Raw genomic sequence first — 12,066 nt, forward strand, 5'->3', positions numbered from 1 at the left:
GGGTCCACCCGGTTTCGACGCGCCCGCCGCGTGCGGCGGAACGCCCCGCGCCCGATCCGCCCGCCCGCCCCGTTTCTGCCCTGGATCTGATCGATGTCGTCCGCAATGCAAGCACAACCCCTTCGCAAGATCGTGATCGTCGGCGGCGGCACCGCCGGCTGGATGGCCGCGGCGCCGCTGGCCCGGCTGTTTCGCCACGGCGGCGGCGGCCACCGCTGCGAGGTGGTGGTGGTCGAGTCGCCGGAGATCGGAACCATCGGCGTCGGCGAGGCCACGCTGCCGCCGATCCGCGCCTACAACGACACCCTCGGCCTGGACGGCGCGGACTTCATCCGCCGCACCAAGGCCACGTTCAAGCTCGGCATCGAGTTCAAGGACTGGGGCCGCATCGGCCACCGCTTCTTCCACGGCTTCGGCGACTTCGGCCCGCCGATCGCCAACCGCCCGGCCTGGAGCTACTGGCTGCGCCTGCAGGGCTCAGGCGGCATGCCCTCGTACGAGGAGTGGTCCACCGCCACCGTGATGGCCCGCCGCAACCGCTTCCAGCTGCCGCGGGGCGACCAGGCGTCGGCGGCCAATGCCTACTCCTTCGCCTTCCACTTCGATGCCGGCCTCTACGCCGCCTACCTGCGCGAATACGCGATCGCGCACGGCGCCCAGCGCATCGAGGGCACCATCGTGGACGCCGAGCGGCGGCCCGAGGACGGCTTCGTCGCAGCGGTGCGCCTGCGCGACGGCCGCCGCATCGACGGCGACCTGTTCGTCGACTGCTCGGGCTTCCGCGGCCTGCTGATCGACGGGGTCATGAAGAGTCCGTTCGAGGACTGGAGCCACTGGCTGCCGGTCGACAGCGCCCAGGCGGTGCCCTGCGCGCGCGTCGAACCGCTGACCCCCTGCACCGTCTCGGCCGCGAAGCCGGCCGGCTGGACCTGGCGCATCCCGCTGCAGCACCGCACCGGCAACGGCCACGTCTATTGCAGCGCCTACACCTCGGACGAAGAGGCCTCGCGCGTGCTGCTGCAGGGCCTGGACGGGCCCGCGCTGGACACGCCGCGCCAGCTGCGCTTCACCACCGGCCGGCGGCGCGAGGCGTGGGTCAAGAACGTCGTGGCCATCGGCCTGTCCTCGGGCTTCCTGGAGCCGCTGGAGTCGACCAGCATCCAGCTGATCATGGACGGCGTCGGCCGCCTCGTCGAGCTGCTGCCGCACCGGGACTGCGCGCCCGCGCTGGCGGCGGAATTCAACCGGCGCATGGCACGCCAGTACGAGTCGATCCGCGACTTCATCATCCTGCACTACAAGCTGACGCAGCGCGACGACAGCGACTTCTGGCGCCATTGCGCGGCGATGGCCATCCCCGAGACGCTGCAGCACCAGATCGAGCTGTTCCGCAGCAGCGGCCGCGTGGCCATCCATGACCCGGACAGCTTCCTCGATGCGTCCTGGGCCTCGATCTACCTCGGCAACGGCCTGCGGCCCCAGGCCCACGAGCCGGCCGCGGACCTGCTCGAGGAGCCCGTGCTGCGCGAACACTTCCGGCGCGTGCGCGCGGCCATCGACGGCACGGTGAATGCGATGCCCGCGCACGGCGACTTCGTCGCCCGCGTGCTGGACGCGATGGCGCGCGAGGAGGCGGCGGCCGCCTGACGGCCTACTCGCCCGCTTACGCGCCCACCTACTCGCCCACCCAGCGCAGCGTGGACGCCCGCAGGTGCGTGCGCATCGCCGCCTGCGCGGCGATCGGGTCGCGCGCCTCGATGGCGTGCAGCACCGCCTCGTGTTCGGCCAGCGCCGCCTTCCAGGTGCGCGTGCTCTCGAAGCGCGAGCTGAGCTTGGCCGAGATCGGGCTGTGCCGTTCGTCGAACAGCTCGGCGACCAGCCGCACCAGCACCGCGTTGCCGCTCATCTCGGCCAGCGTCAGGTGGAACTCGCGATCCAGGTCGACGCGCGCGCGGCGGCGCTCGATGTCCGAGGCCATGCTCCTGACGATGTCGCGCAGGCGTGCCGACTGCTCGTCGGTGATGCGGGCGCAGGCGAGCACGACGACCTCGCCTTCGATCACGGAACGCGCCTCCATCAGCTGGCTCGGGCTTTCGCCGAGCGACGACGTCCGGCCCGGCGCGGGGCTCGGCCGCGCGGCCGACACGTAGACCCCCGAGCCGCCGCGCACCTCGACGCGGCCTTCGACGTCGAGCGCGATCAGCGCCTCGCGCAGCGACGGCCGGGACACCCCCAGCTGCAGCGCGAGGTCGCGCTCGGGCGGCAGCCGCATGCCGGCCTCGAAGCCGCCCCGGTCGATCAGCTCGCGGATCTGGTCCGCGATCTGCTGGTAGAGCCGGCGCGACTCGACCGGCTTGAGCTGCAAGGCCATGGGCACGAGCACGAAGTGAGCGACGCCACATTATCGGCACGCGTGCGCCGCCGCGCCGGGCCGCTCTCCGCCGACCCCCTAATTGGTATGACCACTATTGATTTGTTGGTCATGTGGCTTTACCGTCTTCTTCATCAGAGGTCTGGCCAGCGTCCACGACCTCGCCACCGGCAGAGGGACCACCGATGCGGTACGAGCTCGACTTCGCCGCGCCCTGGGCGCACTGGCCGGACCTGCTGGCCGGGGCCGGCACGACCCTGGGCCTGTCCGTCGTCTCCACGGTGCTCGGCTTCGGCCTGGGCGTGTTGTGCGCGCTCGCGCGCACCGGCCCGTCCGTCGTCGCGGCGCGTTTCGCCGGTGGCTACGTCGAGGCGATCCGCAACACGCCGCTGCTGGTGCAGATCTTCATCGTCTACTTCGGGCTCGCGACGCTGGGCCTGAAGCTCGGCGCCTTCACCGCGGCGATCGCGGCGCTCGTCGTCAACGTCGGTGCCTACACCGCGGAGATCGTGCGGGCCGGCATCGAGTCGGTCCCGCGCAGCCAGCTCGAAGCCGCCGAGTGCCTGGCACTGCGCCGCTGGCAGGTGCTGCGGCACGTGGTGCTGCCGCCGGCCATCGAGCGCATGTGGCCCGCGCTGACCAGCCAGTACGTGCTGCTGATGCTGGCCTCGTCGATCACCTCGCAGATCTCGGCCGAGGAGCTCACCGCGGTGGCGAACCGCGTGCAGTCGGACACCTTCCGCTCGGTCGAGACCTACCTGATCGTCGCCGGCGCGTACCTGGCGCTGTCGCTGCTGATGCGGCTGCTGTTCTGGGCGGTGGGAGCGTGCGCCTTCCCGCGCCGGCGCCGGCTGGGAACACCGCTGTGACGGGCCTGACGAACGATCAGCTGCTGTTCCTGCTGCGCGGCTTCGGCTGGACCGCGGCGCTGTCGCTGCTGGCCTTCGCCGGCGGCGGGCTGCTGGGCTTCGTGCTCGCGCTGGCCCGCGTGTACGCGCCGCGGCCGCTGCGGCTGCTGGCCGTGCTGTGGATCAAGCTGATCCAGGGCACACCGCTGCTGATCCTGCTGTTCCTCGCGTACTTCGGCCTGCCGGCGCTGGGGCTGGCCGTCGAGCCGCTGGTGGCGGCCGCCTTCGGCCTGTCGCTCTATGTCTCGGCCTACCTGGGCGAGATCTGGCGCGGCAGCCTGGAAGCGGTGCCGCGCACGCAGGAAGAGGCGGCCCTGTGCCTGGCGCTGACCTGGCGCCAGCGGCTCGCGCACGTGATCCTGCCGCAGGCCATGAAGATCGCCACGCCGCCGACGGTCGGCTTCATGGTGCAGATCGTCAAGAACACCTCGCTGGCGTCGGCGATCGGCTTCGTCGAGGTGGTGCGCGCGGGGCAGATGATCAACAACGCGAGCTTCCGCCCCTTCGTCGTCTTCACGCTGATCGCCGCGCTGTACTTCACGCTGTGTTATCCGCTGTCGGCCTGGAGCCGGCGGCTCGAGAGGCGCTTCGATGTCGCCCATCGTTGAGCTCGACGCGGTGTGCAAGCGATTCGGCGCGGTGCGCGTGCTCGAAGGCGTGTCGTTCCGCGTGCGCGCGGGCTCGGTGGTGGCCATCATCGGCCGCAGCGGCTCGGGCAAGAGCACGGCGCTGCGCTGCATCAACCGCCTCGAGACCATCGACGAAGGGCGCCTGCGCGTCTGCGACCAGGACCTCACCGCGCCCTCGCTCGACGTGCACCGGCTGCACCGCGACGTCGGCATCGTCTTCCAGAGCTACAACCTGTTCCCGCACCTGACGGCCGAAGAGAACGTCATGCTGGCCCCGCGGCTGGTGCTGCGGCTGCCGCGGGCCGAGCTGCGCGCGCTGGCGCAGCGCGTGCTGGCGCAGGTGGGCCTGGCCGAGAAGGCGCGCGCCTATCCCGCGCAGCTGTCGGGCGGGCAGCAGCAGCGCGTGGCGATCGCGCGCTCGCTGGCGATGGCGCCGCGGCTGATGCTGTTCGACGAGATCACCTCCGCGCTCGACCCCGAGCTGCGCGGCGAAGTGCTGAAGGTGATCGAGGCGCTGGCCCGCGACGGCATGTCGATGATCCTCGTCACGCACGAGATGGGCTTCGCGCGCCGCGTCGCCGACCACGTGATCTTCATGCACCACGGCAAGGTCTGGGAAGAAGGCCCGGCCGAAGTGCTCGATGCGCCGCGGACCGACGAGCTGCGGCAGTTCCTCGGCAACGGCCTGTAGACGACGGCTGCCCGACCCCACCTCAGCCAAGGAGACTTCGATGATCCGCCGATCCACCGTGCTCAAGGGTTCGCTCGTGCTCGCCACCATCGTCGCGATGGGCAGCGCGCAGGCCGACCTGCTCGACGACGTCAAGGCCGCGAAGAAGATCCGCATCGCCATCGACCTCGGCGTGCCGCCCTACGGCATGACCGACGGGCAGATGAACCCCACCGGCTCCGACGTCGAGACCGCGCGCCTGCTGGCGCGGGACCTCGGCGTCGAGCTCGAGATCGTGCAGACCACCGGCGCCAACCGCATCCCGTTCCTGCAGACGGGCAAGGCCGACCTGGTGATCTCGTCGCTCTCGGTCACGCCCGAGCGCGAGAAGGTCATCGACTTCTCGGTACCGTACGCCCAGATCCAGTCGGTCGTCGCCGGCCCGAAGACGGTCGCGCTCAAGGGCTTCGATGACCTGGCCGGCAAGCGCATGGCCACCACCCGCGGCACCACGAACGACAAGCTGGCGACCGAAGGCGCGAAAGGCGCGCAGATCGTGCGCTTCGACGACGACGCGACGCTGATCACCGCCGTCGCCAGCGGCCAGGTGGAGATCGCCGCCACCTCGCCGGCGCTGATCAAGGCCATCCGCGACAGCGCGCCGCAGCGGGACATCGAGGTCAAGTTCGTGATGAAGAGCTTCCCGCTCGGCATCGGGCTGCGCAAGGGCGAGGCGCGCCTGCAGCGCTGGGTCAACGACTGGATCCAGGCCAACACCGCCAACGGCCAGCTGGCGGCGATCCATCGCCGCTTCCACGGTTGAGGGCCGCGCGGTGCTGGCGATCGTCTGCGATCAGCCCGGCCGGCTGCGGGCCGAGGAACGCCCGCTGCCGGTGCCCGCGGCGGGCGACGTGCTGCTGCGCGTGCGGCGCGTCGGCGTGTGCGGCACCGACCTGCACATCTACGCCGGCCGCCAGCCCTACCTGCAGTACCCGCGCGTGATGGGGCACGAGCTGTCGGCGACGGTCGCCGGCGCGCCGCGCGGCAGCACGCTGGCCGAAGGCGACGCGGTCTACGTGATGCCCTACCTGTCCTGCGGCCGCTGCGTGGCCTGCCGCCAGCAGCGCAGCAACTGCTGCGTGCAGCTGCAGGTGCTGGGCGTGCATCGCGACGGGGCCTTCGCCGAGTACCTGTGCGTGCCCGAGCCCTTCGTGCACCGCGCCGAGGGCCTGTCGCTGGACCAGGCCGCGATGATCGAGTTCCTCGCCATCGGCGCGCATGCCGTGCGGCGCGCGCAGGTGCGCGAAGGCCAGCGCGTGCTGGTGGTCGGGGCCGGCCCGATCGGCATGGGCGCGGTGCTGTTCGCGCGGCTGCGCGGCGCGAGCGTGGTGGCGATGGACGCGCGCGCCGACCGGCTCGCGCTGTGCCGGCAGCAGCTCGGCGCGCAGGCCGGCGTGATGCTCAGCGCCGGCGATGTGGACGAGCTCGCCGCGCTGACCGCGCACGAGTTCTTCGACGTCGTCTTCGACGCCACCGGCAGCCCCGCCGCGATGGAGCGCGGCTTCGGCTTCGTCGCCCATGGCGGCAGCTACGTGCTGATCTCGGTGGTGTCGGCCGACATCCGGTTCAACGACCCCGAGTTCCACAAGCGCGAGACCACGCTGCTGGGCAGCCGCAATGCAACGGCCGAGGACTTCGCGACCGTCGTGCAGGCGCTGCGCGCGGGCCAGGTGCCGGCCGGGCTCGCGACCCATCGCCTCGCGCTGGCCGAGCTGCCTGAACGCTTCGACGCGCTGCTCGACCCGGCAGCCGGCGTCGTCAAGGCCCTCGTCGAATGTTGACGAGCGCCTGCCCTCACCCGTCGCGGCGGTCTGGTGCTCGAGGCGCCGCCGAAGACGCGTTTCTCTCGAGCAAGACCCGATCGAGCCGACAAGGAGACAGACAGATGAACGCAATCATGCGACGCGGCTTCGCCCGCGCGGCCGCTGCGGCGGCCCTGCTGGGACTGGCCTGGACCTGCGGCGCGCGCGCCGCCGACGACGCGCCCGACGCCGCGCTGCGCGCGGCGGTGGAACAGGCCGAACAGAGCGCGCCACCTGGGCGGCGGCCCATCATCGACACCCACATCCACTTCTGGCAGGTCACGCGGCCCGGCGGCGTGCCCTGGCCGACGCCGGCGGAAGGGCCGATCTTCCGCGACGTGCTGCCGGCGGAGTACGCGGCGATCGCCCACGCCAGCGGCGTCGTCAGGGCCGGCATCGTCGAGGCGAGCGGCATCGTCGAGGACAACCAGTGGATCCTGGACCTGGTCCGCAACGACCGCTTCTATTCGTTCTTCGTCGGCAACCTGGAGATCGGCGCACCGACCTTCGCCGCCGACCTGGCCCGCTTCGCGCGCGATCCGCGCTTCGTCGGCATCCGCGGCTACCTGACCGGCCCGGCCGAAGGCATCACGCTGAGCCCCGCGCAGCTGACCAGCCTGCGCGACCTGGCCCGGCGCGGCATGACGCTGGACATCATCAGCCGCGGCAGCAAGAACCCGAAGGACCAGGTGCAGGCGCTGTGCACGGCGGTGCCCGAGCTGCGCATCATCATCGACCACCTCGGCGGCGCGAAGGGACCGCCGCCGGTCGACCCGACCTGGGAGCTGGAGATCCGCCGCCTCGCCGACGTGTGCCCGAAGCTGTCCATGAAGTTCTCGTCGTTCTACGACATGTACGCACCGGGCGACGTGATCTTCGCCTCGCCGACCGACCTGGCGTCCTACAAGGCGCACTTCGACGTGCTGATGAGCGCCTTCGGCGCCGACCGCCTGATCTGGGCCAGCAACTGGCCGGTGATCACGCTGCACGGCAGCTTCGAGGCGCAGATCGCGATCGCCGAGGAGTACCTTGCGCCCTTTGGCACCAAGGTGCGCGACAAGGTGATGTACAGGAACGCGCTCGGCTTCTACCGCCGGCACGGCCGCTAGCGGCTGAATGGCGCGGCCCACCGCGGGGGCTCAGTCGACATGGAAGACGCGTTCCATCATCGCCCAGTGCTCGCCGGCGCGGCGGCTGGGCAGCGGGCGCTGGCAGGGGCTGCAGAAGGTCCACCAGCGCCGGGTGTCGGGATCGGCCGCGAGGGCGGCCATGTCGCCCTCGAAGTCGCTGCCGTGGTACTCCCAGTAGCCGAACAGCAGGTTCTCGGGCTCGCGCAGGAAGATGCTGTAGTTGCGCACATGCGACGCGGCCAGCCGCGCCAGCACCGCCGGCCAGACGGCGGCGTGCAGCCGCTTGTACTCGGCGATGCGCTCCGGCGCGATGCCAATGACCATGCCCATGCGTTGCATGCAGGCGCTCTGATCTCGTTCAGGCGCCCATCGCCGCGACCAGGCGCGGCTGCGCGAGCGCGGGCACGAGCGATTGCGCCAGTTCGATGCAGGGCTGGAGGCGGCGCGCCTTCTTCTGCGCGTGGTTCTGCGCGATGTCGGCCAGGCGGTGGGCCAGGAACGGGTTGAGCAGGCGGTCGCGCAGCTCGGTCACGTAGGCGCGCGCGCCAGGACCGTCGCCCAGGGCATCGAACACCGGCAGCACCTCCGCGTCCCACGCGGCCTCCAGCAGGTCGCGCAGCACGGGGGTCTGCATCGCCTGCAGCACCGTCATGTCGACCGGATGGCCTTGCGTCATCCATGCCTCGGCCAGCAGCGTGTGGCCCAGGTTCAGCAGGAAGAGCTTGCGGCGCTCGAAGGTCGCCAGGTCATCGGTGAGCACGATCGCCGGATGGCGGCAGGGCGGCTGCAGCCGCGGCTGCTGTTCGATGGCCCACAGCGCATAGGGCTCGGTCATCGCGCCCACCGGCTCCAGCGCCTGCGACACGATGCGGTCGACGAGCGAGTTGGCCCACACCGGCTGCCGCTGCAGCCAGTCGACGAAGGCCGCAGGGCACGCCCACGCGCGCGCGAGCGTGGCGACGATCTCGCGCAGGGTCTCGCCATTGCGCGACACCAGCTCGCAGGGCAGCAGCGTCAGCTCGGCGCCGGGCCGGGCGCGCCAGCGCTCGTGCAGCAGCACCAGCAGCTTCGCCGGAAACGACGCCGGCGCCGCCGCCTCGTCGGCCAGTTGGTGCGCGCCGTCGCTCGCATCGAGCTGCCAGCCCTGGTCGGCCGTGTTCGAGACGATCACCTGCACCGGGCCGCGCAGGCGCGCGCGCAGCAGCGGCCAGTGCACGCGCGCATCCAGCGCCTCGCGCACCGCGCGGCCGGTCTCGTGCCGCTCGACCGGCACGCCGCCCTCGAGCCCGCGCACGATCACCGGGTACCCCTCGGCGCGCGCCAGCGCCTGCATGCGCGCGATCGCGGCCGGCTGGCCGCTGGACTGCACGACGGTGATGCCGCCGAGCGCGTCGCCGCGTTCGGCCGCCTGCGAGACGAACAGGTCGACATGGGCCTGCAGGAAGCGGCCGGTGCCGAACTGCAGGATCGGGGGCTCGGGCGTCATGGCCACCTCCGGTGTCAGCACTCCACCAGCGCCTTGATCACGCCCTCGGCCGGGTCGAGCAGACGCGCGAAGTCCGTGGGCAGATTATTCAGCGCCAGCCGGTGCGTGGCCAGCGCGCGATCGGGCACGTGGCCGGCGCGCATCGCCGCGGCCACGGTCTCGAAGTCGTCCAGCGTCGCGTTGCGGCTGGACAGCAGCGTCGCCTCGCGCTTGTGGAACTCGGGGTCGGAGAAGCGGATCTCGCCCTGCACGATCGAGACCAGCACATAACGCCCGGCATGAGCGACGAAGCGGAAGCCACGCTCCATCGCCTGCGCGTTGCCGGTGGCATCGAACACCGCGTCGAAGAACTCGCCGCCGGTCAGCCGCGCGAGCTCGGCTTCGTCGCCCTCGCCCAAGGCCACGGTGGCGGCCACACCGACCTCGCGCTGCGCGAAGTCCAGGCGGTCGCGCCGGCCGTCGAGCGCCATGACCTCGGCGCCGCGCAGCCGCGCGAAGATCATCGCCGACAGGCCGATCGGACCGGCGCCGACCACCAGCACGCGCTCGCCCGCGCGCACGTCCGCGCGCCGGACGGCGTGCGCACCGATGGCCAGGAACTCGAGCATCGCCGCCTGGTCCAGCGTCAGGCCCTCGGCCTTGTGCACCGCCTGGCGCGGCAGGCTCAGGAACTCGGTGAAGGCGCCGTCGCGGTGCACGCCCAGCACCTGGATGCGCACGCAGCAGTTCGTCCTGCCCTGGCGGCAGGCGATGCACTGGCCGCAGGACAGGTAGGGCATCACGTACACCGTGTCGCCGGGCGCGAGCCCGCTGCCCGCATCGGCCTGCTCGACGACGCCGGACAGTTCATGCCCCATCACCCGCGGATAGCTCAGGTAGGGCTGGTGGCCGGTGAAGATGTGCAGGTCGGTGCCGCAGACGCCGACGCGCCGCACACGCAGCAGCACTTCACCGGGCGCGCGCGACGGGCGTTCGCGTTGCTGGGCGAGCAAGGTGCGTGGGGACTCGCAGATGACGGTGAGCATGAGTGGCAGGGGAATCAAGGGTGGGGCTCAGGGCTCAGGGCCCGGGGCCGGCCCGGCCGGCGCAGCGGCGTGCGGGCGGCGGCCGGAGCCCGGGTGGCCGGTGAGCCGGTAGACGCGCTGAGCATGGCCGCCGAACAGCGCCGCGCGCTGCTCGTCGGTGGGTGCCGGCGCGAGGGTGGACAGCAGCGCCTGGCACATGTCGAGCCAGGCGCCGTAGTCGGCCGCCAGGCGCAGCACCGGCCAGTCGCTGCCCCACAGCAGCCGCGTGGGGCCGAACAAGGTCCACAGCGCCTGCACATAAGGCTGCAGCGCCTGCGCGCTGGCGTGCGGGCCGGCCTCGGTCAGCAGGCCGGAGACCTTGCAGTGCACGTTCGGCCGCGCGGCGAGCGGCGCGAGCGCAGCGCGCCACGGCTCGATCTGCCCGCGGGCGATCGGCGGCTTGGCGCCATGGTCGATGACGATGGTGAGCCCGGGGTGGCGCGCGGCGAAGGTCTCGAGCGCGCCGAGATGGCGCGTGAGGACCAGCGCGTCGAAGACCAGCCCGTGCGCGCGCATCGCGCGCACCGCGGGATCGACGGCCGCGTCGGCGATCCAGGCATCGTCGTCCAGGTCCTGCAGCATCGGGCGCAGGCCCTTGAGCTTCGGATGCGCGGCGAGCGCGGCGATGCGCTGTGGCGCGTCCGGCGCCTTCATGTCCGCCCAGCCGACGACGCCGAGGATGAAGTCGTGGCGCTCGGCCAGGCCGAGCAGCTGCCGCGTCTCCTGCTCGCTGGGCAGCGACTGCACGACCACGGTGCCGTCGATGCCGGCGGCGCGGCGCAGCGGCTCGAAGTCCGCGGGCGTGAAGTCGCGGTGGATCGCCGCGAGCTCGGGCGGCGGCCACGCGCAGCCTCCCGAGTCGCTTGCGCGCTCGGCCAGCAGCCAGAAGTGCTGGTGCGCGTCGATGCGCGGGGTGCGCGGAACAGGGCTCATCGCTCGTCCCCGGGGCACGGCGCGGCCTCGGCCACGAGCCCTCGCGATCGCAGTGCCGTCCACAGTGCGGCGGGTATCGGCTGCTCGAACCAGGCGAGGTTCTGCGCCACCTGCCGAGCATCGCGCATGCCGGCGACGCAGGACGCGACCGCCGCATGCGCCAGCGGGAACTGCAGCGCCGCCGCCGGCAGCGGCACGTCGAACTCGCCGCAGGTGCGGCGCAGCGCGTCGGCGCGCGCCAGCAGCGCCGGCGGCGCATCGGCGTAGTCGAACTTGCCGTTGCCGGCGAGCAGGCCGGAGTTGAACGGCCCGCCGACGATGATCGCCGTGCCGCGCCGCGCGCACTCATCCAGCAGCCGCAGCGCGCCCTGCTCCAGCAGCGTGTAGCGGCCCGCGAGCAGCACGCAGTCGAGCTGCGCCTCCTGCAGGCTGTCGTGCACCACGGCGGCCTCGTTCACGCCCAGGCCGAAGGCGGCGATGCGGCCCTCGCGCCGCAGGGTCTCCAGGGCGCGGAAGCCGCCGCCGCGCGTCAAGGCCTGCCAGTGCGCGGCATGCGCGTCGCCGTGGGTCAGGCGGCCGATGTCGTGCACCAGCAGGATGTCGATGCGTGCCAGGCCCAGGCGCTGCAGGCTGTCCTCGAACGAGCGCATCACCGCGTCGTAGCCGTAGTCGAAGTGCGGCCGGAACGGCAGCGGCCGTGCCCAGCCGTTGTCCATCGCCGGCACGCCGGCATCGGCCCGCATCAGCCGGCCCACCTTGGTGCTGAGCACGAAGGACTCGCGCGGCCTGTCGCGCAGGAAGCGGCCGACACGGTGCTCGCTCGCGGTGTAGCCATAGTACGGCGCGGTGTCGAAGCAGCGCAGGCCGGCGTCCCAGGCGGCTTGCAGCACGGCCTGGGCCTGCGCGTCCGACGCGGGCTCGTACAAGCCCGCCAGCGGAGCGCAGCCGAGGCCGAAGCGGGTCAGCTGCAGGCGGCCGTCGGCCACTGCACGCAGGTCGCTGACGTTCACAGC

13 protein-coding genes are annotated in these 12,066 nt (G+C 72.1%); 7 read left to right on the forward strand and 6 right to left on the reverse strand.

Annotated elements, in window-relative coordinates; all coding sequences use genetic code 11:
• Window positions 1–105: 105 nt before the first annotated feature.
• Window positions 106–1,647 carry a tryptophan halogenase family protein gene (locus P1K89_RS03605; RefSeq protein ID WP_284614992.1) on the forward strand — a complete coding sequence of 514 codons (1,542 nt, stop codon included), beginning with the start codon at window positions 106–108 and terminating at the stop codon, window positions 1,645–1,647.
• Window positions 1,648–1,675: 28 nt separating this feature from the next.
• Here P1K89_RS03605 and P1K89_RS03610 read toward each other — a convergent pair whose 3' ends face one another.
• On the reverse strand, window positions 1,676–2,371 hold the full coding sequence (locus P1K89_RS03610; RefSeq protein ID WP_284614993.1) for a FadR/GntR family transcriptional regulator: 696 nt from the start codon (window positions 2,369–2,371) through the stop codon (window positions 1,676–1,678).
• Window positions 2,372–2,556: 185 nt separating this feature from the next.
• Between P1K89_RS03610 and P1K89_RS03615 the strand changes: the two genes are divergently transcribed.
• The 6 genes from P1K89_RS03615 (at window position 2,557) to P1K89_RS03640 (ending at window position 7,549) form a co-directional block, all read left to right on the forward strand.
• Entirely contained in the window at window positions 2,557–3,240 is a 684-nt protein-coding gene (locus tag P1K89_RS03615) for an amino acid ABC transporter permease (RefSeq protein WP_284614994.1), read from the forward strand.
• Window positions 3,237–3,887 (forward strand): amino acid ABC transporter permease, encoded by a 651-nt coding sequence (locus P1K89_RS03620; RefSeq protein ID WP_284614995.1) that lies wholly within the window; start codon window positions 3,237–3,239, stop codon window positions 3,885–3,887. Before P1K89_RS03615 ends, P1K89_RS03620 begins: the two co-directional genes overlap by 4 nt.
• Window positions 3,871–4,599, forward strand: a complete 729-nt coding sequence (locus tag P1K89_RS03625; protein ID WP_284614996.1) for an amino acid ABC transporter ATP-binding protein — start codon at window positions 3,871–3,873, stop codon at window positions 4,597–4,599. The genes P1K89_RS03620 and P1K89_RS03625 overlap by 17 nt, the downstream gene beginning before the upstream one ends.
• A gap of 40 nt (window positions 4,600–4,639) precedes the next feature.
• On the forward strand, window positions 4,640–5,401 hold the full coding sequence (locus P1K89_RS03630; RefSeq protein ID WP_284614997.1) for a transporter substrate-binding domain-containing protein: 762 nt from the start codon (window positions 4,640–4,642) through the stop codon (window positions 5,399–5,401).
• A 10-nt stretch (window positions 5,402–5,411) separates the two neighbouring features.
• Window positions 5,412–6,419 carry a zinc-binding alcohol dehydrogenase family protein gene (locus P1K89_RS03635; protein WP_284614998.1) on the forward strand — a complete coding sequence of 336 codons (1,008 nt, stop codon included), beginning with the start codon at window positions 5,412–5,414 and terminating at the stop codon, window positions 6,417–6,419.
• Window positions 6,420–6,523: 104 nt separating this feature from the next.
• On the forward strand, window positions 6,524–7,549 hold the full coding sequence (locus P1K89_RS03640; protein ID WP_284614999.1) for an amidohydrolase family protein: 1,026 nt from the start codon (window positions 6,524–6,526) through the stop codon (window positions 7,547–7,549).
• Between the two features lie 30 nt (window positions 7,550–7,579).
• Here P1K89_RS03640 and P1K89_RS03645 read toward each other — a convergent pair whose 3' ends face one another.
• The 5 genes from P1K89_RS03645 to P1K89_RS03665 are packed head-to-tail and all read right to left on the reverse strand — an operon-like array spanning window position 7,580 to window position 12,063.
• Window positions 7,580–7,909, reverse strand: coding sequence for an L-rhamnose mutarotase (locus tag P1K89_RS03645; RefSeq protein WP_284615000.1), 330 nt, complete (start codon window positions 7,907–7,909; stop codon window positions 7,580–7,582).
• A gap of 19 nt (window positions 7,910–7,928) precedes the next feature.
• The gene (locus P1K89_RS03650) at window positions 7,929–9,056 is read right to left on the reverse strand and encodes a mannitol dehydrogenase family protein (RefSeq protein ID WP_284615001.1); all 1,128 of its coding nucleotides are present in this window, start codon (window positions 9,054–9,056) and stop codon (window positions 7,929–7,931) included.
• Between the two features lie 14 nt (window positions 9,057–9,070).
• Window positions 9,071–10,081, reverse strand: coding sequence for a zinc-binding alcohol dehydrogenase family protein (locus P1K89_RS03655; protein WP_284615002.1), 1,011 nt, complete (start codon window positions 10,079–10,081; stop codon window positions 9,071–9,073).
• A gap of 27 nt (window positions 10,082–10,108) precedes the next feature.
• Window positions 10,109–11,053, reverse strand: coding sequence for an amidohydrolase family protein (locus P1K89_RS03660; protein WP_284615003.1), 945 nt, complete (start codon window positions 11,051–11,053; stop codon window positions 10,109–10,111).
• Window positions 11,050–12,063, reverse strand: coding sequence for an aldo/keto reductase (locus P1K89_RS03665; protein ID WP_284615004.1), 1,014 nt, complete (start codon window positions 12,061–12,063; stop codon window positions 11,050–11,052). Before P1K89_RS03665 ends, P1K89_RS03660 begins: the two co-directional genes overlap by 4 nt.
• Window positions 12,064–12,066: the final 3 nt, after the last annotated feature.

The organism is Aquabacterium humicola (genome assembly GCF_030167915.1).
GTDB classification, from domain to species: Bacteria; Pseudomonadota; Gammaproteobacteria; order Burkholderiales; family Burkholderiaceae_C; genus Pseudaquabacterium; species Pseudaquabacterium humicola.

Coding starts and splice junctions, on each gene's coding strand:
- P1K89_RS03640 (WP_284614999.1), top strand. CDS start 6,524: ATGAACGCAATCATGCGACGCGGCTTCGCCCGCGCGGCCGCTGCGGCG.
- P1K89_RS03605 (WP_284614992.1), top strand. CDS start 106: ATGCAAGCACAACCCCTTCGCAAGATCGTGATCGTCGGCGGCGGCACC.
- P1K89_RS03645 (WP_284615000.1), bottom strand. CDS start 7,909: ATGCAACGCATGGGCATGGTCATTGGCATCGCGCCGGAGCGCATCGCC.
- P1K89_RS03630 (WP_284614997.1), top strand. CDS start 4,640: ATGATCCGCCGATCCACCGTGCTCAAGGGTTCGCTCGTGCTCGCCACC.
- P1K89_RS03625 (WP_284614996.1), top strand. CDS start 3,871: ATGTCGCCCATCGTTGAGCTCGACGCGGTGTGCAAGCGATTCGGCGCG.
- P1K89_RS03660 (WP_284615003.1), bottom strand. CDS start 11,053: ATGAGCCCTGTTCCGCGCACCCCGCGCATCGACGCGCACCAGCACTTC.
- P1K89_RS03655 (WP_284615002.1), bottom strand. CDS start 10,081: ATGCTCACCGTCATCTGCGAGTCCCCACGCACCTTGCTCGCCCAGCAA.
- P1K89_RS03610 (WP_284614993.1), bottom strand. CDS start 2,371: ATGGCCTTGCAGCTCAAGCCGGTCGAGTCGCGCCGGCTCTACCAGCAG.
- P1K89_RS03615 (WP_284614994.1), top strand. CDS start 2,557: ATGCGGTACGAGCTCGACTTCGCCGCGCCCTGGGCGCACTGGCCGGAC.
- P1K89_RS03650 (WP_284615001.1), bottom strand. CDS start 9,056: ATGACGCCCGAGCCCCCGATCCTGCAGTTCGGCACCGGCCGCTTCCTG.